Here is a 22003-nt window from a genome sequence, read left to right as displayed (position 1 = left end):
GAAAAAGGAACGGGCATGGGCATCGCGGCAGAGCAGATCGAACAAGGGCTCGACGCCATCGCCGCGACCGAGCCGGCGCTGGCGCGCGCGCTCGAACTATGCGGTTATCCCGAGGCGCGCATCCGCCCAAAGGGCTATGCGACCTTGCTGCGCACGATCGTGGGCCAGCAGGTCTCGGTCGCGGCAGCAAGTTCGGTGTGGAACCGGCTCGAGGCGCTGCTCGGGCCCGACCTGCCGCCGGACGCCCTGCTCGCGGCCGAGTTTGATGCGCTTCGGGGCTGCGGCCTGTCGCGCCAGAAGCAGGGTTACGCCCGCTCCTTGTGCGAACTGGTAGTGGCCGGAACACTCGACCTCGACAACCTGCCCGAGGACGACGAGGCCGCGATTGCCGAGCTCGTGCGGATCAAGGGCATCGGACGCTGGTCGGCCGAGATCTATTTGCTCTTCGCCGAAGGACGCCCCGACATCTGGCCCGCCGGCGACCTTGCCGTGCAGGTTGGCATCGGCAAGATCCTGCGCCTGCCCGAACGCCCGAACGAGAAGGATACGCGCGCGCTCGCGCAAGGCTGGCGCCCGCATCGTGGCTCGGCGGCGATATTCACCTGGCATTGCTACAACAACGCGGCGCTCTAGCCGCTCGTCCGGACGCGCAGGGCCGTCCCTGTGCCGTTGGCCGGGAACTTTCGTCCTATAATTCCATTCTCGCCCCGGCAGGCAAGTTGCGGCGGATCAATGAAAAGACCCCCGCGATCGGCCAAGTGACGATACGTGAGAGAGCGCGCGCAGGCCGGTTCCGGAGCGAACCGTCGCGCCGAATGGACCTGAGGATACGCAATGCCCGTCTACCAGTTGCATTTCGATGAGGACGAGACCGGCCTCGCGCGGCGGCTTGAATTCACGGCCAGCGATTCGAGCGAAGCCCTGATCTTCGCGCACAAGGAAGCCCGCGACCGCAACGCGCAGCTCTATCTCGACGATACGCGTCTGTGCACCATTCGTCGGGTGCGTTCCCAGCCCCCCCGGCAAGCCCACTACTCCAGCGCGCTGAGCGCCTGAGCGCGCGGGAGTACGGGGCCTCGCTCAGGCAGGCCCGTTCAGAGCTTCCAGATAATACGTCACCGCGTCGCGCACGTGGCGAAACCGATCGCCCCCCAGGTGCTTGCCACCATACCAGCGCGTGACCACGACGAGGTGCCGTTCGAGCCCTGCGGCTTCGAGTTGCTGGAGGATGATCATCCCTGCCCCGCTCTCGCCATCGTCGTTCTTGACCGGGCCATCCTCGCCGATCAGCCCCCAGCTGTTGTGGGTGGCCTTGGCGAACTTGCGCGCGCTCTTGAGGCCTTCGATCAATCGGCGTGCCTCATTGGCGTCGCGGCACGGCGCCCCTGACACCGCGTATTTCGAGCCCCGGTCGGATATGATCTTGTCGAACGTGCGCATGGCCAGCGCCTCTAGTCCGCCGCGCCGCGACTTGCAAAGCGCGTGCGTTCTCAGCCATCGGGCGCAACCACCAGCAGCCAGCCGTCGCCGATCCGGCGCAGGTCCGCAGTTCCGATCGCAAAGCCACGCGCGCGCAGCGAAGCGATGATGGCCCCCGCCGAAGGCGACTGCCCGGCGACGTGCTCGGTCCAGAACACGGTGGGGCACGCCGGCGAAAGGTCACGCGAACGCGCGTCCGTCAGCGCAAAGCCATGGCGCTGCGCCACCCAGCGGTAGGCAAACGGGATCACCGCACGGTTGTCGCGCGGGGGAAGGTCAAGCGTGACGCGGTTCCAGGCCGTATCGCTGTAGACCCGCGTTGTCGGACAGGCGCGCACCAGCTCGCCGATGGCTGCCCCTGTTCCGTCCCAACTGGTGCGCGCCTCGACCAGCCGCTCTGCCGCCGCCATGGCCCAGATCGCCCCCGCCACAAGCGCCACGCAAAGCAGCGTGCGCCCTCCCTTGCCGAGCCGCTCCAGCGCAGAAGCGCTCCCGATCGCCATGATCATCCCGATCGGCGGATGAAGGCCGACGAGGTAGCGGTCGATGATGAACGGACGCTGGAGATGGATCACCACCAGCATCGCCACCGCCAGGGCCAGTCCACCGGCCAGCGTCAGGACCAGCCGGAGAGGTTCCGAAACGCGTCGACGGCGAAAATCGCCTGCGACAAGGAACGCGAGGCCAACCAGCCCCGCCAGGGTGAGTGCCGGATTGGCCGCGAGGTTGGCGAGGACTTCCAGCTCGATCGCCCAGCGCGCCGCGGAAAGGCCGCCTGCGATCCAGAAGACCTGCGTGTTGCCCGCGATGGTCGCCAACTGCACCGCCATGCACAGCACGAACGGCACCGCGGCGAGCGCACCGATCACGGCAAGGCGAGCGGCTTGCGGCAAGGCGCGCTCGAGCAGCAGGCGCAGGCCGAACGCAGCGCACACCCCCGCGACGATGACCGTCTCGGCCAGGTGCACGCAGAAGGCGAATGCAAGGACGGTGCAGAGCACCGCGGCCCTCCCCCTTCCCCGGCGGCTTTCCGGCGTGGCCAGACCGACCAGCGCCGCCACCGCCAGGGCCGCGCTCGCGTAGGCCAGGAAGTTGGAGCGCAGTTCGGCCACCTGCATCACGGCGGAAGGGTAGCTCGCACAGGCGACGAGATAGGCGAACAGCAGCGGCCGCAAGGCCGTGCACACCCGCGCCAAGGCCCAGAGCACCGACAGCGCCGCGCCTGCGATGACAAGGTTGATCAACCGATGCGCCACCAGCGCGGGGCCGAAGAGATTGGCCAGCCAAGCGAGGAAATAGTACGTCGGCGGATGGTTGTCGCGCAGCCAACCGGCCCACAGCGCGCCGAAGGGCTGCCCGGGGCGCGTCATGTAATAAGTGTAGAGCTCGTCGTACCAAGGTCCGCGATGGGCGATCGCCAAAAGGGCGAAAACGAGGAAAGCGCCACCCAGCGCGGCGTACAAGGCGGAGCGCTCACGCGCCCGCCATCGGCGCTCAGGCGACGACGGCCCGCGCATCGGGCACTCCCCGCTCGGGCAGGAAGCGCCGCTCCATCCAGCCACGAACATGCGGCGACTGGCGCTCGGTCAGGATCGAAAAGGCCGCGCTGAGCGTGACGACCAGTCCGAGCAAGGCCGCCCAGAGCCACGGGCTCTCGCCAGCCTGAAGGCCCCAGGAGCGCAGCAACTGGATCAGCGGCCAGTGGAACAGGTAGAGTGTGAAAGAAAAGCCCGCGAGCGCCTGCGCTGGCCGCTGCAGCTTCATCACCGGCTCCGCGAGCCAGTTGACGACCGGACGAAGCGCAATCACCGCCGCGCTCATGATCAGCCCCATGACGTAGTCCGAGAGGACGCAGGAGGACCATTTGAGCTTGTCCGGCCAGACCTCGGCCGCGAGCGGATTGAGCACTTCGCGATCGACCTGGAACAGACCCCAGGCAGCGAGCAGGCACCCCACCAGCACCACCGGAGCGCAAGCGAGCGGCAGTCTGCGCGCCGCGGGAACACGCGTCAGCGCCACTCCAAGCAGCCAGACCGGAAACAGCAGCAAGAGGGTCGAGCCCGCGAGAAAGCACGCCAGCGCCACCGCCGCCACCCGCCACCAGCCACGCAAGAAGAAGGCCAGCGCGAAGATCGCATAATACCACACCTCGTAGCACAGCGACCAGTAGGGCGGGTTCCAGACCGGCGCAGGCATGCCCGGCCAGGCGCTGATGAACACCAGTGGGGGCAGGATGCGCTCGGCAAAGAGCAAGGGGTCGTCCGGGCTGTTGTCGATCCGCACTTGCACTGGCCCGGTCAGCGCATAGGCCGCGAGCGCGGCGAAGAGCAAGGCCGGGATCGCCACGGGCAGGATGCGGCTGACGCGCGCGATCGTGTAGCGCGCGAGGCTTGAGCGACGCGCCGTCACCGAGGTCGAGATGACCAGCCCGGAAAGGACGAAGAACACGATCACGCAGTAATGCTGGAGCCGCCCGCTGAACGGGTAATATCCGGTATAGAGATGCAATTGCACGCTGTGCCCGACCACCACCAGGAAGGCGGCGAGGAAGCGCGCGAAATCGAGCGCGACCGACAGCGGCCGGGTGAGGAAGCGATCGTCCATTTCGCGGTTTTCGGGGCCCCGCTCGGCCATTCAGCCCGCGCCTGCCGCCGCAGCGGCCACGTCGATGAACTGCGCCAGCGCGACGTCGCGCTCGCTCAGGCCGTCGACGTCGTGCGTGGTGAGCGTGATCTCCACCCGGTTGTAGACGTTGCTCCACTCGGGGTGATGATCGAGCTTGTCGGCCTGAAGCGCGACGCGGGTCATGAAACCGAACGCAGTGTTGAAGTCGGCGAACGCGAAGTGGCGCACGATCGCCTTGCCGTCCGCGCGCAAGTGCCACGCGCCGTGCTCGGACAGAAGCGTGTCGCGCTGGGAATTCGTGAGGCAAGACAAGGGCATGACGAAACACTTCCAACGAATCGCCTGCCACGCCAGAACGCTTGGCAGAACGGGGGCTTTCCACTAGGGCACGGCGTCATGCAAGAGGTCAAAATCGCAATCCGTGAGCTTGCCTGCCGCCGCGGTGACCGGCTGCTGTTTCGCGGCCTGTCGATGGACCTCAACGCAGGGCAGGCCGTGCAGGTTGCCGGCGGCAACGGCATCGGCAAATCCAGCCTGCTGCGCATCGTCGCCGGGCTCGCCCCCGCCTTTGCGGGCACGGTCGAACGTGCCGGCGCGATCGGCCTCGTCGACGAACGCCCCGCGCTCGACCCCACCCGTTCGCTCGGCGACGCGCTGGCCTTCTGGCAAGCCATCGACGGCACCGCCCCGGACGAGGCCCGGGCCGCGCTCGAACGGCTCGGCCTTGCCGATCTCACCGACGTGCCCGTGCGCTATCTCTCGACCGGGCAGAAGAAACGCGCCGCGCTCGCGCGGCTGATCGGGCAGAACGCGCCGCTCTGGCTGCTCGACGAGCCGCTGAACGGGCTCGACGTCCACGCCGTGGCGTTGACCGAGACGATCGTGCGCGAACATTGCGCAGGCGGCGGCATCGCGCTCGTTGCCTCGCACCAGCCGTTCGCGCTGCCGGGCCTTCGCTCCCTCGCGCTGGCGGACTACGCGGCATGAGCGGGCGCGTGGCGTCTCTCCTGAAGCGCGACCTCGCGCGGCTGCTCCTGGGCGGACGCGGCGGCGGCGCGCTGATGCCGGTCCTGTTCTTCCTCTCGGTGGCGATGCTCTACCCCTTCGCGGTCGGTCCCGACGCCCCGCTGCTGGCCCGGACCGGTGGGGGCGTGATCTGGGTCGCCGCGCTGCTCGCCGCGATCCTCCCGCTCGATCGGCTGGTCGAACCCGACATCGAACAGGGCCAGTTCGACCAGTGGGCGCTGCGCGGCATCTCCGAGGAACTGGTCATCGCGGTGCGCGTACTGGCCCATTGGCTGAGCTTCGGCCCGCCGCTGATGCTGGCGACGCTGCCCGCCGCCGCGCTGCTGGGCCTCGAGGCGAAGACCTTGCGCATCGTCGAACTCGGCCTGCTCGCGGGCACACCCGGGCTTGCCGCGCTTGGCGTGACAGTGGCGGCGCTCACCGCGGGCCTCAGGGGCGGCGCCGCGCTGGCTGGCCTGCTGGTGATCCCGATGGCGGTACCGATCCTGATCTTCGGTGCGGGCAGCCTTGCCATCGGCGGCGAAAGCGGCCTTGCCTTGACCGGCGCGGCCAGCCTCGTGCTCCTGGCGATCGCACCGTTCGCGGGCGGCGCGGCGGTGCGCGCGGCGCGCGGCTGACGTCCAGCCCCTTGCCCCAGCGTGGGGACAGGGTTGTGCATAACTTCGGCAAAACCTCTGAACGACCGGGGGATCATTTTCGCCCTGCGCCAGTCGGCGCCGGATGTCCCTGTCTGTCCTCAAAAAAAGGCCGGGGCAGGCAAGGCAAGGAGCCGCCCCGGCCAAGGACACAGGATGGGAATTGCGAGGCCCCATGACGCGAGCCGGGGTAGGGCTCTGACCTCGAATTCCATGGGACTTGACGGAAGCATCAAGCCGCGTATCAATAGCTAATGATAATCATTCGCATCTGCAAGCCCAGATTCGATGGTTGCCGCTTTTTTGTTTTCACGGCCCTTTCCGGCCACGCCGCAGCCCCGATGGAGAACGTCCATGTACCAGTATGTCGACCGCCCGCTCAGCACACTCGACGAGGGTTGCCGCTTTCTCGTCTGGTCGATGCGCGCGTGGGTCACCGCGATCGGCAAGCGCCACTGCCCCGCGCAGATGCTTGCCCCGGCTTTCGCAAAGTGGCGCATGATCGGCGCCCTTCAGCCCTTCCACCGGGCCATGCTGCTGCTCAACCGCGAGGCGCTCGAGACGTTCCAGTTCTGCCCCGTGGGCTGCGACCATGTCTCCGAGCACGAGGCGATCCTGCTTGAACTCGTCAGTTCACTGCGCGATCGCGGCCCCGCTCCGACCCGCACGACGCTCGAGATGGTAGTCGCCGAGGACGCCGTGGGCGACATGCTCGCGACGCTCGGACGGATCGGCAGCGCGCTTGCCATTGCCGGGATCTTCCCGGGCGAGACGGTGGCCTTGCGCGACCGTCGCGACTGACGTGCTAGGCCATCTGGCCTAGCGCAGCCACCACCAGGCCAGCGCCCCGAGCAGCGCAAGCTGGGCAAGGGCGATGGCATGGAGCCGGGCGCTGAACGGCTGCTTCCGGGTCTTGTGCCGGAAGCGGCCGCGCGCCCAGTAGGCGCCGGGGCTGCCGCCCAGGAGCGCGGCCAGCAACAAGGTGCGCTCGGGCACGCGTGATCCGCGCAGCCGCGCCTGGCGCTTGTCGAGCGCGAAGAGCGCGGCACTCGCACCATTGATGAGCAATAGCGCCGCCAATCCGGCCAGGATCGCTTCCGACATGCCCTTCGCGCGCGCCCTAGGCGGGCGGGGAGGCGTCGAGCGGCGCCACGTCGACCGCGTAGAACATCGTCTGCTCCGAATTGCCCCGGAACGTCCCGTCGAGCGGGGCCACGTCCGAATAGTCGCGCCCCATGCCGACGAGGATGTGGTCGGCGTCGGCGAGCTTGTTGTTGGTGGGGTCGAACCCGACCCAGCCGAGCGTTTCACCGCACCATAAGTTGACCCACGCGTGCATCGCGTCCGCGCCGACCAGCCGCGCCTTTCCCTCGGGCGGGATCGTGCGCAAGTAGCCGCTGACATAGGCCGCCGGAATGCCACGCGCCCTCGCGGCAATGATCATCACATGGGTGAAGTCCTGGCACACGCCGTGACGGTTGCGGAACGCCTCGATCGGCGCGGTGTCGGTGGCCGTCGCGCGCGCATCGAAGGTGAATTCGGAGTGGATCGCCTCCATGAGCGTGCGCCCCGCTTCCATCACCGGCATCGCCTCGTCGAGGTGGTTCGCGGCCCAGAGCGCGATCTCGTGTTCGGCCACCGCGATCGGCGAGGCGAAGCTGTAGGACGCCGGTCCCAGCGCCGAGAGATCGGGCAAGGCCATCGCCTTCTCGCGCAAATCGTTGAGCGCGGGCCCCTTTTCGTCGGAAAAGAGGAACGGCGCGTCCTCGCGCTCGACAGTGAAGCGGCTCTCGATCGTCAGCCGCTCAATCGCCTCCTGCAACCCGAAGCGCGCTTCGTTGACGTAATAGCTGCCATCGCCTTCGGAAATGCGCGCCGGCTGCGGATCGACGGTGAGCGCATAGTCGCTGACCACCTGCCCCGGCCAGGCGGCGGGACGCAGCCGCACGTTGAATTGCGCGAGGCGCACCGGGGCGGCGTAGGCGAGCGTGGTCTTGTGGCTGACGGCGTAGCGCATCACATCAATCTCGTCCGCCTTTCGGCGCCTTCCCGGTCGAACTGGAGGAAATAGCGCTGCGAGATCGCGTCGGAGAGCGCGAACAGGCGGGTCTCGAAGCTGCGCAGGCGCGCCGGTGTAAGGTCGGCCACCACCGCCGCCTGCAATTCGCCGAGCAAAGCGCGCGCGGCGCGCAAGGGCGCCTCGGGCACGTTGTCGTCGCGCACGCTCGGCAAGGCCTGCAAGTGGGCGACGATGTCGGCCACCTGGAAGGCGAGCGCGCGCGGATTGTCGGGATCGAGCAGCACGAGGTCGCGCACCGGGTTGGGCTTGGGCGCGGTGAGGTAGCGGGTGCGGTAGACGATCTGACTGTCGCACAAGTCGAGCAGCACACCGCTCGCGCTCTCCTCTCCCTCGCCCACGATCGCAGCCAGGTCGTGCGCCATGCGGCAGATCGCCTGAGCCCGCTCGATCCGCTCGCCGATCTTGAGGAAGCGCCAGGCCGCCGAACGCACCATGTTCTCCGAAACGAGGCCCGAAAGAGCGCTGAAATGCTCGCCCAGCCAGCGCGCGCTCGCCAGCATCGCCTGCGGGCGGCTGACCGGAACGCTGGGCATCGGGCGGCTGACGATGCGCCAGAAGTCGCGCGCAAAACGTTCACGCAGGCTCATGCCCACGTCGAGACGCTGCTTGAGCAGGCTCGCCACCGAACCACCCAGATCGTTCGCCGAAAGCGCACGCCCGCACACGCTCTCGATCGGCTGGCCAACGCTGCCCGGATCGGCCGCCCCCCAGCTTTCAAGCAGGCGCAGCAACGTCGCGGCAACCGCACCGCTGCCACTCGGTCCGCTTTCGCCTTCCATCGAGTTGCCGAGCAGCGAACGCACGACGCGCAGCACGATCTCGGCGCGCTGGTTGTAGCGCCCGAACCAGTAGAGATTGTCCGCCGCCTGGCTGGCGAGGATGCCGCCCCCGCGCGAGATGGGCGGTTCGCCCGAGAGCGTGGTGCGCTGGTGCTGTTCGGCCGCCTTCTCGTCGACCACCCAGACGTCGGCGGAGAGATCCCCCTCGCCCATCATCGTGGTGGGCAAGGCATGATCCGAGGAAAGCCGTGCAAAGCCGCCGGGCATCACCGTCCAGCTCCCGTCGGCCCGGCGTGCGACGAACGCGCGCAAGGTGAACGGGCGCGGCACGACTGTCCCCTCGATGATCGCGGGCGCGGTGGACAACTGGACGATCTCCTGCCCGCAATAGTCCATGGGACGGCGCCTCAGCGCCTCGAGGAACAACGCGCGCGGCTCTTCGCAGAGGCGCGCACCGGCCACGGGATCGCGGCCGAGGAGACCCTCGACCGGCTGCCCGAACGCGGGCAACAGTGCGAGCTGGTCGAGCCGGCGGGCGACGGTTGCCCCCTCGCTCGCCTGGCCGCACCACCAGGTCGCAATCGAGGGCAGGATCGGCTCCTCGCCAAGCAGGATGCGGCACAGGCGCGGCATGAAGGCGGCAAGCGCCGGCGATTCGAGCACTTCGCTGCCCGGCGCGTTGGCCATGCCCACCCCGCCCGCCGCCCAGGCCTCGAACAGATTGGGCACGCCGATCTGCGTGCGCGCATCGAAGGCGAGCGGGTCGAGCAGGTCGGTGTTGAGCCAGCGCCAGACCCCGTCGACCCGCTTGGGCCCCGCGATCGTGCCGACGTAGAGACGGTTGTCGATCACCGAGAGGTCGCGCCCCTCCACCAGCGGCAGGCCGAGATAGCGCGCAAGATGCGCCTGTTCGGCGTAAGTCTGGTTGAAACGCCCCGGTGTCAGCAGTGCGACACGGGGCCGCTCGCGCCCGCAGGCCGCCGCCATGCCGTCGCGCATGTCCTCGAAGAACCCAGCCGTGCGCCGCACGTGGCTCGCCGAAAGCAGGTCGCCGGTCGTGCGCGAGAGCGCGAGCCGGTTCTCGAGCGTGTAGCCGATCCCGCTGGCGAGCCGCACCCGGTCCTGCAGCACGCGCCATTGCCCGCGCGGCCCCCGCGCCAGTTCGGCCGAATAGACCTGAAGGAATGTCCCGCCCTGCGGGGGATGGCCGATCATCCGGCGCACGAAGAACGGGCTTCCCGCGATCACCGCGGCCGGAAGGTGCCCCTGTTTCACCAGCGCCTGTTCGCCGTAGATGTCGGCCGCGAGCTTCTCGAGCATCTGCGCGCGCTGGACGAGGCCGCGTTCGAGCCGGGACCACTCCTCCGCGCCGATCACCAAGGGCATCGCGTTCACCGGCCAGGCGCGCTCCTCCTCGTCGCCAGTGACGCGGAAGGTCAGACCAAGATCGGCGGCGTTGCGGCTGGTCGCCTCCTGCAGGCTCGCCGCGTCGCCCTCACCCAGCCGCGCGAGTTCGCCCGCCACCGCTTTCCAGCGCGCGGCGACCCAGCGCGGGGCATCGACGAAAAGGTCACCGCCTTCGGGTGCCGCCGGGTAACCATCGAGCCATCCCCGGGCCCGCGCAGCCCCTCGCACGCCTGACCGCGCAGGAGGGCTAGTGGACACGCGGCGGTCGTCTGAGGTCGAGCGAATGGGGAAATTCGCCCGGCATTTCCTCGGGCGGCAGGGCCATCGAGCCGGGCGAATGGCCATGCGGGGTGAAGCGCGCCTTGCGCCGCGCCTCGGCCTCGTAGCCGTTGACGGGCACGGTGTCGTAGTTGCGCCCGCCGGGGTGCGCGACCTCATAGACGCACCCGCCCAGCGAACGCCCGTTCCACAAGTCGAAGATGTCGAAGGTCAGCGGGGTGTGCGGGGGCAGCAGCGGATGGAGGCACTCGGCCGGCCACCAGGCCTTGTAGCGCACGCCGCCCACGCCCTCGCCCATACCCGCGCCGGACCCGACCGGCGTCAGGGGCACGCGCCGCCCATTGCAGGTGATCACGTGACGCCCCTTGACGAGGCCCTTCGCGCGCACCTGAAGCCGCTCGGTCGAACTGTCGACATAGCGCACGGTGCCGCCGATCGCGCCGGTTTCGCCGAGGACGTTCCAGGGTTCGAGCGCGTGGCTGATCTCGAGGCTGACCCCGCCGCCCTCGACTTCGCCGTGGACCGGGAAGCGGAACATGCGCTGCGCCTCGAACCAGGCCGGATCGAAATCATAGCCTGCACGGGACAGGTCCCCAAGCACGTCGAGGAAATCCTCCCACACGAAGGCGCCGAGCATGAACTTGTCGTGGAGCTGGGTGCCCCAGCGCACCAGTTCGCCCTGCTGCGGCTCCTTCCAGAACCATGCGGTGAGCGCGCGCAGGAGCAGTTGCTGCGCCAGGCTCATCTTGCCGTCGGGCGGCATCTCGAAACCGCGGAACTCGACAAGGCCAAGCCGGCCCGTGGGCCCGTCGGGCGAGAACAGCTTGTCGATGCAGATCTCGGTGCGATGGGTGTTGCCGGTGACGTCGACCAGCAAATTGCGGAACAGGCGGTCCACCACCCAGGGCGCGGGCTGCAACGCCTCGGGCCCCGGCACCTGTGCCAGCGCGATCTCGAGCTCGTACAAGGCATCGTGGCGCGCCTCGTCGATGCGCGGGGCCTGGCTCGTCGGGCCGATGAAGAGGCCCGAGAAAAGGTAGCTGAGCGAGGGATGGCGCTGCCAGTAGAGGACGAAGCTCTTGAGCAGGTCCGGGCGGCGGATGAACGGGCTGTCGAGCAGGCTCGGGCCGCCAAGCACGATGTGGTTGCCCCCGCCCGTGCCGATCGAGCGCCCGTCGACCATGAACTTGTCGGCGGTGAGGCCCACCTCGCGCGCGCAGTCGTAAAGCGTCTCGGTGATCTCCACGCTCTCGCGCCACGAGGCGGCGGGGTGGATGTTGACCTCGATCACGCCCGGATCAGGCGTGACCTTGAGCACGGTGAGGCGCGGGTCGGGCGGCGGGGGATAGCCTTCGATCCGCACCGGCAAACCGGTGTCCTCGGCCACTTGCTCGATCGCCGCGACCAGTTCGAGGTAGTCCTCGAGCCACTCGGTGGGCGGGATGAACACCGCGAGGTAGTCACCGCGCGGCTCGACGGTGAGCGCGGTGCGCACCGCGCCCTCGATGATGTCCTGCTCGACGATCGCCTCGCCGAAACTGGCGGGCTCGGGCACCGTCTCGAAGCGCTGGTTCGTCCCGCGCTCGCCGGACATGGCCTCGCGCATCTGGCGCCCGCGCTCGGTGACCTGGCGGCGGATGTCGGCCAACGGCTCGCGCTCCTCGGCGGTGTCGCGCGGGTGGATGTAGGGGTAATTGGCCGGGGCCACATGCGGCAGCGAACCGAGCGGCAGGCGGTAGCCGAGCGAACTGTCGCCCGGAACCGCCGTCAGCACGCCCTTGCGCACCCGCCACAGCTCACTCTGCCAGTGGCGGCGGATCGGCGCGACCTTGGTCTGCCAGCGCTGGATCGGCAGCACGAAGCCGACCGGCCGCTCCATTCCGCGGCGGTAGGTGCGCTTGAAGCGTCGCGCGAGCTCCTCGTCCTCGATCGCGGGGTCCATCGGCGTGGTGTTCACCGGCAGCTCGTCCTCGCGCAGCATCCACACGCCCGCGTCCTCGTAGACCGGCTGGACGAAATCGGGCTCGACGCCCAGGTTCGTCGCCGCCATCATCAGGACCTTGGCAGCCTGTTCGACATCGAGCGAAGGGACAGGATCGGGATCGCCGCCTTTCTCCAAGGGCTTTTCACCCGCCAGCAGCGCATCGTCGCGCCAGATCGGCTCGCCGTCCTTGCGCCAGTAGATCGAATAGCCCCAGCGCGGCAGCGTCTCTCCGGGATACCACTTGCCCTGCCCGTGGTGGAGCAGCGAGCCCGGCGCGAACTTCTGGCGCAGGAGCCGGATCAGCCTGTCGGCATAGGCAGCCTTGGTCGGCCCCACCGCCTCGCCGTTCCACTCGCCCGCCTCGAAATCGCCATCGGCGATGAAGGTCGGCTCGCCGCCCATGGTCAGGTTGACCCCGCCCGCAACGAGGTCCGCATCGACCCGGTCACCGAGCGCCAGCAGGTTCTCCCAGCGCTCCTCGGTGAACGGCTTTGTGATGCGCACCGCCTCGGCGATGCGGCTGACGTCCATCTCGAAGTGGAAATCGACTTCGGCCGGCTCGGCGAGCCCCTCGATCGGAGTGGCCGAACGGTAGTGCGGCGCGGCGCAAAGGGGGATGTGCCCCTCGCCCGCGAACATGCCCGAGGTCGCGTCGAGCGCGATCCAGCCCGCGCCGGGCACGAAGGCCTCGGCCCAGGCGTGGAGGTCGGTGACGTCCTGGAGCACACCTTGCGGCCCCTCCTTGGGCAGCACGTCGGCGACCAGCTGGATCGAATAGCCCGAGACGAAACGCGCGGCAAAGCCAAGGCGGCGCAAGAGGTGCACCAGCAGCCAGGCCGAATCGCGGCACGAGCCCTTGCCCGCCTCGAGCGTCTCCTCGGGGGTCATCACGCCAGCTTCCATGCGGATCACGTAATCGATGCGCTGTTCGAGCTGGCGGTTGATCTCGACGAGGAAATCGACCGTGCGCCCCTCGTGCCCTGCGTACTGGGCCACTAGCGCCTCGAACAGCGGCCCCTGCTTCTCGACCTCGAAATAGGCGGCAAGGTCCGCCTTCATCGCCTCGGTGTACTGGAAGGGATATTCCTCGGCGTCGGGCTCGACGAAGAAATCGAACGGGTTGATCACCGCCAGTTCGGCGAGCAGGTCGACCTCGATCTGGAAATGGTCGATCGGATCCGGGAAGACGATCCGCGCGAGCCAGTTGCCGTGCGGGTCCTGCTGCCAGTTGATGAAATGTTCGGGCGGAGAGATCTTCAATGAGTAATTGGGCACCGCCGTGCGCGAATGCGGCGCCGGGCGCAGCCGGATTACCTGGGGGCCGAGCTTTATCCGCTTGGAATAGCGGTAGCGTGTGAGGTGGTGCAGAGCCGCTTTGATCATCGCGCATGACTTTGCGCGAAACGCTGTTGCACTGCAACGCTGTTCACTTGGCCTCACAGCAGAATTCAGTACAGTGTAACGGACGAGCCTCGATTGCCGCGAAACGGTAATGGAGACGTGGCAGGTGGCTCGCTTTTGAAGCCTCGCGCCGCCAGGGGGACAGATGGAAGGATCGACAGGTACCGTGATGCAGGATGCGCCCCAGACAGGCCCGACGGACGCGAAGACGCAAGGCCCGGCCAAGGCCTGCGAGATCGCCGCGCCCGACGTCTCCTCGCCCGACGTCGCCGCGCTTGCCACGATGCCCGAACGCTACTTCAACCGCGAACTGAGCTGGCTCGCCTTCAACGAGCGCGTCCTCGCCGAAGCCTCGAACATGAACTACCCGCTGCTCGAGCGGCTGCGCTTCCTCTCGATCTCGGGCAGCAACATCGACGAATTCCTGATGGTGCGCGTGGCGGGCCTTGCCGGGCAGGTGCGCCGCTCGATCGAGGAAGCCTCGATCGACGGACTGACCCCGGGCCAGGCGCTCGCGGCCACGCACGAGAAGGTGCTCGAGCTCGAGACGATCCAGCAGGAAACCTGGGCCGGGCTCAAGGCCGAACTGGCTGCGGCCGACATCCACGTCGTGGGCGACAGCCGCCTCGACGACGCGCGTGAGCAATGGCTGCGTGACTATTTCGCGACCGACATCATGCCGGTGATCACGCCCCAGGCGATCGACCCCGCGCACCCCTTCCCCTTCGTCGCCAACCAGGGCATCGGGGTGCTCTTTTCCCTCAGCCGCATCGCCGACAACGCGCCGGTCATGGAGATGGTGCTGATCCCGGCGCCGCTGCCGCGCTTCGTGCGCATCCCGGGCGAGGAAGCCGCCTGGATCTCGATCGAGGACCTCATCTGCCGCAACGCGGGTACGCTGTTCCCCGGCTTCAAGGTGGGCGGCCATGGCGTGTTCCGCATCCTGCGCGACAGCGACCTGGAGATCGAGGAAGACGCCGAAGACCTCGTGCGCTACTTCCGCAGCGCGATCCAGCGCCGCCGCCGCGGCCTCGTCATCGTACTCCAGCTCCAGGGCAAGTTCGATCCGGCCGCCGAGGACATGCTGCGCGGTCAGCTCGGGCTCGACCAGGCGCTGATCATGAAGACCGAAGGACTGATCGGCTTCTCGGGCGTCTCGGCGCTGTGCGACGAGGACCGCCCCGAACTGAAGTTCGAGCCCTATTCGCCGCGCTACCCCGAACGCGTGCTCGAACACGATGGCGACATCTTCGCGGCGATCCGCGAGAAGGACATCATCATCCACCACCCCTACGAGAGCTTCGAGGTGGTGATCGACTTCCTGCGCCAGGCCGCGCGCGATCCCGACGTCGTCGCGATCAAGCAGACGCTCTACCGCGCGGGCAAGCAGTCGGGCATCATCAACGCGCTCATCGCCGCGGCCGAACAGGGCAAGTCGGTGACCGCGGTGGTCGAGATCAAGGCCCGCTTCGACGAGGAGCAGAACCTGCTCTGGGCGGGCCAGCTCGAACGCGCGGGCGTCCAGGTGATCTACGGCTTCATCGACTGGAAGACCCACGCCAAGACCTCGATCGTGGTGCGCCGCGAGACCGATGGCTACCGCACCTACTGCCACTTCGGGACGGGCAACTACCATCCGATCACCGCGCGCGTGTACACCGACTTGTCCTACTTCACCGCCGACCCGGCGGCAGGGCGCGACGCGGGCAAGCTGTTCAACTTCATCACCGGCTACGTCGAACCCGAGGAAACCGAGCTGCTCTCGATCTCGCCGATGACGCTGCGCTCGCGCCTCTACGAGCTGATCGAGGCCGAGACGGCAAACGCCAAAGCCGGCAAGCCCGCCGCGATCTGGGCCAAGATGAACTCGCTGACCGATCCCGACCTCATCGATCACCTCTACGCCGCCAGCCAGGCGGGGGTGGAGATCACGCTGGTGGTGCGCGGCATCTGCTGCCTGCGCCCGGGGATCGAGGGTTTCTCGGAGAACATCTCGGTCAAGTCGGTGATCGGCCGCTTCCTCGAGCACAGCCGCATCTGGGCCTTCGCCAACGGCGCGGACCTGCCCAGCCGCCAGGCCGAAGTGCTGATCACCTCGGCCGACGGCATGAGCCGCAACCTCGACCGGCGCGTCGAGATCATGATCCCGATGCGCAACAAGACGATCCACGACCAGGTGCTCGACCAGGTCCTGCTCGCCAACCTGCTCGACACCGAACAGTCCTGGCTGCTCCACCCCGACGGCACTTCCGAGCGGGTCGGCGAGGTCGAGGAGCCCTTCAATCTCCACCGTTATTTCATGACCAATCCTTCGCTTTCGGGACGCGGCGCATCGCTTGCCAGTGGACGAAAGGTCCCCAAGCTCTCGCTTCGGCGTGGCAATATCTGACATAGGGGCCAACTTCTGCCATTAGGGGACACAGCAGTGCCCCGATACGGATTCGCCTGGAACGCATGATCGGCATCAGCCACTCGAACGAAAAGCGCGCGATAATCGACATCGGCTCGAACACCGTGCGCCTCGTCATCTACAACGGGCCGCTGCGCGCGCCGGTGGTGATGCTCAATGAGAAGGTCAACGCCCGCCTCGGGCGCGACCTCGACCGCGACGGCACCTTGTCGGAAAAGGCGCTCAAGACCGCGCTCGGCGCGCTCGCGCGCTTTGCCCGCCTGCTCGCGCTGCACCGCGTGCGCGACGTCGACTGCGTGGCGACGGCGGCCGCGCGCGACGCCTCGAACGGCCCCCAGTTCCTCGACGCGGTGCGCGCCTTCGGCCTCTCCCCGCGCCTGCTCTCGGGCGACGAGGAAGCCCGTGCCAGCGCCAACGCGGTCTTGGCCGCCTTCCCCGGCGCGCACGGCACGGTGGCCGACCTTGGCGGCGGCAGCCTCGAACTGATCGGCGTGGAGAACGGCGAGATCGCGCGCCACGGCATCACCATGCCCTTCGGCACCTTGCGCCTGCCCGAATTGCGGCGCGAAGGGGCGGCGACGTTCGCGGCCCTCGTGCGTGGCCGGATCGAGGCCGACACGTGGCGCACGGCGCAAGGCGAACCGCTCTACATCGTGGGCGGCTCCTGGCGCGCGCTCGCGCTTCAGGCGATGCGCGAACTGCAATGGCCGGTCGACGATCCCCACGGCTTCACCTTGTCGGCCGAGGAGGTAATTTCCGGGGCGCGCCGGTTCGCACGGGGCAAGATCGAGGACCCCGACCCGCGCATTTCCTCCTCGCGCCTCGCCAGCCTGCCCGACGCGGCCGCCCTGCTCGGCGAAGTGGTGAAAGTGCTTCAACCGAGCGAAGTGGTGTTCTCGTCCTGGGGCCTTCGCGAAGGGCTGCTCTACGCCCAGCTCGAACCGCAGGTGCAGGCCGAGCCGCCGATGCTGGCCAGCGTCGCGGGGTTCGCGCTCGCTGCAAGGGTCTCGGCCGAGGAAGCGGTCTCGGTCGCCGACTGGACCGCCCCTGTCTGCGACGACGATGACGGGCGCGACCGCGACTTGCGCCAGGCTTCCACGCTGCTGGCGCTCGCCGCGATGCGCACCGAGCCCAACTTGCGCACCGAAGAAGCAACGACCTGGGCGCTGCGCAAGCGCTGGATCGGGCTCGACATGCGCGGTCGCGGGATGATGGCGATGACCGTCTTCGCCAGCGCCGGGCTATCGGGTACGCCCGATCCCTTCCCCCGCCTCGCCAGCCGCGAGGATCTCGACCACGCGATCGGCTGGGGGCTCGCCATTCGCCTGTGCCGGCGCCTCCACGGCGGGTGCCTTTCGGCGCTCGGCCTGACCCGGCTCGCAGCCACCCCCGAACGCATCACGCTGCACTTGGGCGAACGGGCCCTGCCGCTCTACAACGCTTCGGCCGCCAAGGACCTGAAGGCGCTCGCCGAATGGCTGGGCCGCGAATGGAACGTCGTCGGGCCCGATGGAACGGCGATCACGCCCTAGGCGCCCCGCCGCCCGACCTCAGCCGACGAGAGACTGGCTCTGGGCGATCTGGCTGATGCCGCGCTTGCCGTCCTGGCGGTCGAGCTGGACGACGATGTCGATCACCGAGGCTGCGTATTCGAGCGTTTCGGCGCGGGTGAGCCCGATGTTCGACTGCATCGACATGAGCGCGATCTGCTCGAGCGCGCCGCGCGGGGTATTGGCGTGAACGGTCGAGAACGAGCCGGGGTGCCCGGTGTTGATCGCGCGCAGGAACGAGACCGTCTCGGTGCCGCGCAGCTCGCCCAGCACGATGCGATCGGGGCGCAGGCGCAAGGCGGCCTGGAGCAGGTCGTTGGCCGAGACCTTCGCTTCGCCCAGCTCCCCCTTCACCGCGATCAGGCCCACCCCGTTGGCACCGGGCAGCTTGAGCTCGGCGGTGTCTTCCACCAGCACCACGCGTTCGTGGACCGGGATCTCGGCAAGCATGGCGTTGAGGAACGTGGTCTTGCCGGTCGAGGTGCCGCCCGAGATCAGGATCGTGCGGCGGCGGCGGATGGCGTCCTTCAGGAAAGCGATCGGCTCGGCCATCGGGTCGGGGGTCGGCTCCTCGCGAGGGGGCACGATCGGCCCGCGATCGTAGGCGTCGAGCGGCAGGTTGAGGAGGCGGTGGCGCCGGATCGCCATGGCCCAGTTGCTGCGTGTGGCGGGCGGACCGACGAGCTGGATGCGCGCGCCCGACTGTCCGGCGTAGGCGGGGAGCGTCGCGGAAAGCAACGGATGCTCGCGGTTGATGCCCTGGTGGCTGATGCGCGCGACCTGCTCGGCCAGGCGCTGGAGCAGGCGGTTGTCCATCTCGGGCAGCGCGATGCAGCGCATGCCGCTGGAGCCGTCGGCGTGAGCGGCGTCCTCCACCCAGATCTCACCGGGGCGATTGACCAGAATTTCGGTCACGCTTTCGCGGTCGAGCCAGGGGCGCAAGGGGGCGAGATAGGCGTCGAGGTAGACGCTGCGCGCCATCGCCGGTTCGGCGAGCCCCGGCACGATCGCCTCGGGTCCCGCCTCAGCCATGACTGGCGCGACACCCGCAGTGCGGGATGCATTCGGCAAGGGTAGGACGTCGGCCATGCGCGTTACGGCTCCCTGCGATCACTGAACCGGACCGAAGTCGAGGTCCTTGGCGGTGAACACGCGGATCGGCTCGCCCTGGCGCACGCGGATCGTCGGGCCGATCTGCGAATTGCCCTGCACGGCCTGCGCGGCCGCCGAAGAGCCGCCCGCGATGACCACCGAGGACCCGCTCGAGGCGAGCGCGGTGAGCCCGTCGACCACCGAGAGCAGGATCGCCGAGCCGAAGCGCGCGAAGAAATGCGTGTTGACCTTGCCCGACAGGCCCGTTTCGCCACCGAAGGCAATCGCGGGCGAGCCGATGTCGACCGAGACCCCGTCGGGCCGGATCACGCGCGTCCAGATCACATAGGCGCGCTTCTGGCCCGCGGTCAGCCCGCTCTTGTACTGGCCGATCAGGCGCGAGGAGCGCGGGATCAGCACGTGGCGACCGTCGAAGCTGCGCACGTCGGTCGAGACGATGGCGCGCACGTAGCCAGGCACTTCGGTGTCGATCGCGGTTTCGAGCACCGCCGGGATCAGCGTGCCTTGCGTGACGGTGGTCGCCGGGTTGAACGAGCGCGCCGCCGAGGCGGTGGCGTTGGTGCCGCCGATGCGCGCGGCGAAATCGTCACCACCTGCGGGCGCCTTCGCGTCCCCGGGCGCACCTGGACCGGGCGCGGGCGCGGCGGCGCCGGCCGGTCCGGCACTGGAATCGTAGACCACGGTCGGATTGGCGAAGGGATTGCCCTGCGCCGCCGGAGCCGCATTGGGCGCAGCCGCCAGCACCGGCGCGGGCGCGGGCGCGGCGAGCGGGGCGGCCGGCATCGGTGCGGGCAGCGGGCGCTGCGGGGTCAACGGCGCCGGCGCGGGTGTCGCGGGCTGGATCGCAGGTGTCGCGGCCAGGTCGGGCTGGACCGGCGCGTTGCGCGCCGCGTCCATCGTCCAGAGTGTCAGACCACCGAGCGCGGCGACGATGAGCACGCCTGCGGCAAGGCCCAGGCCATCGGCCTTCTTGCGCTGGGTGACCTGCGGCAGGACATTGCGGGTGGCGAGATCGATGACCTCGGCGCCCTGGCCGTCACGCGGATCGCTCTCGTCAGGAGCGAAGCGGCGCACGTTCGAATGGGAATTGGGTGCCATGGTTCAGGTCCCCTCTCAGTTGGCCGAGGCCGGTGCGGACGGCGCATCGCTGCGCGCCATGGTGGGCGAAGACTTGGCCGTGGCGGCAGGCGGCGTACGCCGGGCTAGCGGCACGGTGTTGACCAGTTCGGCCACCTCCTTGCCCCGGCGCAGGATGATCTTGTCGGGCACGTCGGCGACCACGATCGTGGGCCCGCGCACCGCGAAGTTGACCGGGCCCTCGTCACCCTTCTCGTTGGCGACCAGGATCGCGGGCAAGGCCGTGTTGCGATCGGGCCAGACGAGATAGGTGGAGACGCCGTCGTCGTAGATCCGGGTGGGCTGGAGCCCCGCCGCACCCTTTCGCTCCCAAGCAAAGTTGAGCGCGGCCGCATCGGCGGGCATTGCCAACGGGTCGCCCTCGGCCACCGCGCGTTCGGCAGGATCGAGCGCGGCCAGCCCCTGCTCGGGGCCGCGCATCGGCACCGGCGCCTCGACCGGCTCGTCCTTGTAGGTGAAGCGCAGCATGTAGAGCGGGCGCGCCTTGCTCCCGGCAACGAGGTCGAAGAAGTAGGTGTGCTTGTTCGTGACCACCGTCATGTTGGTGCGCGCGGTCGCTTCCAGCGGCTTCACGAAGAGCAGGTCGGCGCGCTTGTTGGGCGTGATCTGCCACTTCGAGCTGTCGCCCACCGCCACGTTCTCGATCGCCTCGTCACGGCCGAAGGCGATCGTCGCCTGGACGCTGGTGCGCCCCGCGATCGTGACGACCTCGTTGTCCCTGAAGGCGTGGTCGACCAGGCGATCGTCGGCCTGCACAGGCGCGGCGAACAGGGCCGAGGCAAGCGCGCCGCCAAGCGCCAGGCGGGCAATGGCGCGACGCGGGTTGGAAGCGTGCGTCATGACTTCTTCTCCTTGACCGGCAGACGGCCGGTATCGTTCGAGGCGCTGCGAAAACGGCTGCCGATGCCGCGTGCGCGCGACTCTGGTCCTTGTCCGAGCGGCGCGATGCCGCCTCCTGAAACCTGGGTAACAACGGTACGGCGGTCACTGCCGCGTACGCCATCGCCGCCGCCCTGGCCCACCGCTCCACTCGCGGCCGGACCTTGCGCACCGCGTGTCCCTAAGCCCTGCATGTGCCCGGTGCGCGAGGTTGCGACCGGCGCGGGAGCCGGCATGGGCACCGCGGCCGCCGGAGCAGATGCGGCCACGCTTGCCGAGCCGCGTTCCTCGCGCGGGGCCGCGAGGCCGAAGACCTTCCAGCCCGCAACCATCGTGCCCGCGACCTTGAAGACCATGACCATGAGCGCGACGTGGACGGCGGCCACGGTGAAGAAGGCCATCGCCGCGCGCCCGTCGAGCTCGCCCATCTGCGAAGAGCGCACCAGCGCCGACGTGATCGGCACCAACAGTTCCAGGATGATTCCGCCGCCCAGCACCACGAAGAGCGGGGTGAAGGCGGTCAGCACCATGGCGCGCAACCAACCGGCGGTGAGGCCCCGGCTCGCGCCGAACAGGCCCAGCAGTACGAAGAGCGGCCCAAGCGCGATGAGGATGCCAAGCGCGATGCGCGCGGTCAGCAACACACCCACGGTGCCGAGCAGCAGCAGGATCGCGCCCAGCCACATGATCCCCTGCGGCGACATGACGCTGGTGGTGTCGGCCACCGCCTTGGCGCCTTCCTTGGCGGCACCCGCCGAGGAGGCCGCCGCGGCCTTGACCGGTGCGGCGTTCGTTGCGACTTCGTTGACGATCCCGAAGACGATGTCGATGCGGTCGGCGAAGATCTGCGTCGCCGAACCGTTCGCGCCCATCAGCTGGCCCGCGATCCAGTCGGGCCCGGCGAGCGCGAAGCTCCAGACCATGCCCTGGTAGGCGATCCAGCTGCTGGTGAAGAGCAGCACCACGCCGATCGTGATCATGCGCGGCATCAGCGAGGAGATCCCCACCGAGGCCCGGCCCGTGATCAGCAGGAAGGCGAAGAAAGCGATGTAGAGCGTGAGCAGGATGGTGATGGCGGGCACGAGCGCGCCATCGCTGCCGAACAGGCGACCGAAGGCGCCCGCCGCCATCTCGTTCGAGACGCAGTCGACCGCACGCAGCGCCGGCGCGACCCCGTTCGAGGCCAATTCGGTGAGCTGTTGGCAGGTGCTCGCCATGG

Annotated in this window: 19 protein-coding genes; 7 read left to right on the top strand and 12 right to left on the bottom strand. The window is 68.7% G+C overall.

Annotated elements, in window-relative coordinates; genetic code table 11:
• The first annotated feature begins 15 nt into the window (after nt 1-15).
• Together HT136_RS13590 and HT136_RS13585 are read left to right on the top strand one after the other, a co-directional pair.
• A complete protein-coding gene (locus tag HT136_RS13590; protein WP_214200341.1) occupies nt 16-633 on the top strand; it encodes a DNA-3-methyladenine glycosylase family protein in 618 nt (205 codons plus the stop codon).
• 201 nt (nt 634-834) lie between these two features.
• Nucleotides 835-1056, top strand: coding sequence for a hypothetical protein (locus HT136_RS13585; RefSeq protein ID WP_214200340.1), 222 nt, complete (start codon nt 835-837; stop codon nt 1054-1056).
• A 24-nt stretch (nt 1057-1080) separates the two neighbouring features.
• Here HT136_RS13585 and HT136_RS13580 read toward each other — a convergent pair whose 3' ends face one another.
• Genes HT136_RS13580 through HT136_RS13565 form a run of 4 tightly spaced genes read right to left on the bottom strand, consistent with a single transcriptional unit; the run spans nt 1081 to nt 4422 of the window.
• Nucleotides 1081-1440: a YigZ family protein gene (locus tag HT136_RS13580; protein ID WP_214200339.1), complete on the bottom strand. Its 360-nt coding sequence runs from the start codon at nt 1438-1440 to the stop codon at nt 1081-1083.
• A gap of 50 nt (nt 1441-1490) precedes the next feature.
• Nucleotides 1491-2996: a hypothetical protein gene (locus tag HT136_RS13575; RefSeq protein ID WP_214200338.1), complete on the bottom strand. Its 1506-nt coding sequence runs from the start codon at nt 2994-2996 to the stop codon at nt 1491-1493.
• Nucleotides 2974-4113, bottom strand: coding sequence for an acyltransferase family protein (locus HT136_RS13570; RefSeq protein ID WP_246543696.1), 1140 nt, complete (start codon nt 4111-4113; stop codon nt 2974-2976). The genes HT136_RS13575 and HT136_RS13570 overlap by 23 nt, the downstream gene beginning before the upstream one ends.
• Nucleotides 4114-4422, bottom strand: a complete 309-nt coding sequence (locus HT136_RS13565; protein WP_214200337.1) for a 4a-hydroxytetrahydrobiopterin dehydratase — start codon at nt 4420-4422, stop codon at nt 4114-4116.
• A 78-nt stretch (nt 4423-4500) separates the two neighbouring features.
• Here HT136_RS13565 and ccmA point away from each other — a divergent pair, with 78 nt between their 5' ends.
• The 3 genes from ccmA (at nt 4501) to HT136_RS13550 (ending at nt 6566) form a co-directional block, all read left to right on the top strand.
• Nucleotides 4501-5091: a heme ABC exporter ATP-binding protein CcmA gene (ccmA, locus tag HT136_RS13560; protein WP_214200336.1), complete on the top strand. Its 591-nt coding sequence runs from the start codon at nt 4501-4503 to the stop codon at nt 5089-5091.
• Complete coding sequence (locus tag HT136_RS13555) at nt 5088-5747, top strand: heme exporter protein CcmB (RefSeq protein ID WP_214200335.1); 660 nt, start codon at nt 5088-5090, stop codon at nt 5745-5747. The genes ccmA and HT136_RS13555 overlap by 4 nt, the downstream gene beginning before the upstream one ends.
• A 372-nt stretch (nt 5748-6119) precedes the next feature.
• Nucleotides 6120-6566, top strand: a complete 447-nt coding sequence (locus HT136_RS13550; protein ID WP_214200334.1) for a hypothetical protein — start codon at nt 6120-6122, stop codon at nt 6564-6566.
• An 18-nt stretch (nt 6567-6584) separates the two neighbouring features.
• Here the strand turns inward: HT136_RS13550 and HT136_RS13545 are convergent, their stop codons facing one another.
• The 4 genes from HT136_RS13545 to HT136_RS13530 are packed head-to-tail and all read right to left on the bottom strand — an operon-like array spanning nt 6585 to nt 13677.
• On the bottom strand, nt 6585-6869 hold the full coding sequence (locus tag HT136_RS13545) for a DUF1294 domain-containing protein (protein WP_214200333.1): 285 nt from the start codon (nt 6867-6869) through the stop codon (nt 6585-6587).
• Between the two features lie 16 nt (nt 6870-6885).
• Nucleotides 6886-7782: a transglutaminase family protein gene (locus tag HT136_RS13540; RefSeq protein ID WP_214200332.1), complete on the bottom strand. Its 897-nt coding sequence runs from the start codon at nt 7780-7782 to the stop codon at nt 6886-6888.
• Nucleotides 7782-10289 carry a circularly permuted type 2 ATP-grasp protein gene (locus HT136_RS13535; RefSeq protein WP_343222185.1) on the bottom strand — a complete coding sequence of 836 codons (2508 nt, stop codon included), beginning with the start codon at nt 10287-10289 and terminating at the stop codon, nt 7782-7784. Before HT136_RS13535 ends, HT136_RS13540 begins: the two co-directional genes overlap by 1 nt.
• Nucleotides 10279-13677 carry a transglutaminase family protein gene (locus HT136_RS13530; protein WP_214200330.1) on the bottom strand — a complete coding sequence of 1133 codons (3399 nt, stop codon included), beginning with the start codon at nt 13675-13677 and terminating at the stop codon, nt 10279-10281. The genes HT136_RS13535 and HT136_RS13530 overlap by 11 nt, the downstream gene beginning before the upstream one ends.
• 301 nt (nt 13678-13978) lie before the next feature.
• Between HT136_RS13530 and HT136_RS13525 the strand changes: the two genes are divergently transcribed.
• On the top strand, nt 13979-16084 hold the full coding sequence (locus HT136_RS13525; protein ID WP_246543716.1) for an RNA degradosome polyphosphate kinase: 2106 nt from the start codon (nt 13979-13981) through the stop codon (nt 16082-16084).
• Nucleotides 16085-16149: 65 nt separating this feature from the next.
• A complete protein-coding gene (locus HT136_RS13520; protein ID WP_214200329.1) occupies nt 16150-17637 on the top strand; it encodes a Ppx/GppA family phosphatase in 1488 nt (495 codons plus the stop codon).
• 18 nt (nt 17638-17655) lie between these two features.
• On the opposite strand, the gene virB11 is transcribed toward HT136_RS13520, so the two are convergent.
• Genes virB11 through HT136_RS13500 form a run of 4 tightly spaced genes read right to left on the bottom strand, consistent with a single transcriptional unit; the run spans nt 17656 to nt 22001 of the window.
• Nucleotides 17656-18744: a P-type DNA transfer ATPase VirB11 gene (gene virB11 / locus HT136_RS13515; RefSeq protein ID WP_214200328.1), complete on the bottom strand. Its 1089-nt coding sequence runs from the start codon at nt 18742-18744 to the stop codon at nt 17656-17658.
• Nucleotides 18745-18765: 21 nt separating this feature from the next.
• Entirely contained in the window at nt 18766-19866 is a 1101-nt protein-coding gene (locus tag HT136_RS13510; protein ID WP_214200327.1) for a TrbI/VirB10 family protein, read from the bottom strand.
• Nucleotides 19867-19881: 15 nt separating this feature from the next.
• The gene (locus tag HT136_RS13505) at nt 19882-20745 is read right to left on the bottom strand and encodes a TrbG/VirB9 family P-type conjugative transfer protein (RefSeq protein ID WP_214200326.1); all 864 of its coding nucleotides are present in this window, start codon (nt 20743-20745) and stop codon (nt 19882-19884) included.
• Nucleotides 20742-22001, bottom strand: a complete 1260-nt coding sequence (locus HT136_RS13500; RefSeq protein ID WP_214200325.1) for a TrbL/VirB6 family protein — start codon at nt 21999-22001, stop codon at nt 20742-20744. Before HT136_RS13500 ends, HT136_RS13505 begins: the two co-directional genes overlap by 4 nt.
• Nucleotides 22002-22003 lie beyond the last annotated feature (2 nt).

Origin of the sequence: Novosphingobium profundi (assembly GCF_018491765.1) — a bacterium.
GTDB lineage: Bacteria > Pseudomonadota > Alphaproteobacteria > Sphingomonadales > Sphingomonadaceae > Novosphingobium > Novosphingobium profundi.
The sequence above is the reverse complement of the archived record's forward strand: the minus strand, read 5'-3'. Positions and strand labels throughout refer to the sequence as shown.

Excerpts from the sequence above, each read along its gene's own strand:
- HT136_RS13590 (WP_214200341.1), top strand. The coding sequence starts at position 16 with ATGGGCATCGCGGCAGAGCAGATCGAACAAGGGCTCGACGCCATCGCC.
- HT136_RS13585 (WP_214200340.1), top strand. The coding sequence starts at position 835 with ATGCCCGTCTACCAGTTGCATTTCGATGAGGACGAGACCGGCCTCGCG.
- HT136_RS13580 (WP_214200339.1), bottom strand. The coding sequence starts at position 1,440 with ATGCGCACGTTCGACAAGATCATATCCGACCGGGGCTCGAAATACGCG.
- HT136_RS13575 (WP_214200338.1), bottom strand. The coding sequence starts at position 2,996 with ATGCGCGGGCCGTCGTCGCCTGAGCGCCGATGGCGGGCGCGTGAGCGC.
- HT136_RS13570 (WP_246543696.1), bottom strand. The coding sequence starts at position 4,113 with ATGGCCGAGCGGGGCCCCGAAAACCGCGAAATGGACGATCGCTTCCTC.
- HT136_RS13565 (WP_214200337.1), bottom strand. The coding sequence starts at position 4,422 with ATGCCCTTGTCTTGCCTCACGAATTCCCAGCGCGACACGCTTCTGTCC.
- ccmA (WP_214200336.1), top strand. The coding sequence starts at position 4,501 with ATGCAAGAGGTCAAAATCGCAATCCGTGAGCTTGCCTGCCGCCGCGGT.
- HT136_RS13555 (WP_214200335.1), top strand. The coding sequence starts at position 5,088 with ATGAGCGGGCGCGTGGCGTCTCTCCTGAAGCGCGACCTCGCGCGGCTG.
- HT136_RS13550 (WP_214200334.1), top strand. The coding sequence starts at position 6,120 with ATGTACCAGTATGTCGACCGCCCGCTCAGCACACTCGACGAGGGTTGC.
- HT136_RS13545 (WP_214200333.1), bottom strand. The coding sequence starts at position 6,869 with ATGTCGGAAGCGATCCTGGCCGGATTGGCGGCGCTATTGCTCATCAAT.
- HT136_RS13540 (WP_214200332.1), bottom strand. The coding sequence starts at position 7,782 with ATGCGCTACGCCGTCAGCCACAAGACCACGCTCGCCTACGCCGCCCCG.
- HT136_RS13530 (WP_214200330.1), bottom strand. The coding sequence starts at position 13,677 with ATGATCAAAGCGGCTCTGCACCACCTCACACGCTACCGCTATTCCAAG.
- HT136_RS13525 (WP_246543716.1), top strand. The coding sequence starts at position 13,979 with ATGCCCGAACGCTACTTCAACCGCGAACTGAGCTGGCTCGCCTTCAAC.
- HT136_RS13520 (WP_214200329.1), top strand. The coding sequence starts at position 16,150 with ATGATCGGCATCAGCCACTCGAACGAAAAGCGCGCGATAATCGACATC.
- virB11 (WP_214200328.1), bottom strand. The coding sequence starts at position 18,744 with ATGGCCGACGTCCTACCCTTGCCGAATGCATCCCGCACTGCGGGTGTC.
- HT136_RS13510 (WP_214200327.1), bottom strand. The coding sequence starts at position 19,866 with ATGGCACCCAATTCCCATTCGAACGTGCGCCGCTTCGCTCCTGACGAG.
- HT136_RS13505 (WP_214200326.1), bottom strand. The coding sequence starts at position 20,745 with ATGACGCACGCTTCCAACCCGCGTCGCGCCATTGCCCGCCTGGCGCTT.
- HT136_RS13500 (WP_214200325.1), bottom strand. The coding sequence starts at position 22,001 with ATGGCGAGCACCTGCCAACAGCTCACCGAATTGGCCTCGAACGGGGTC.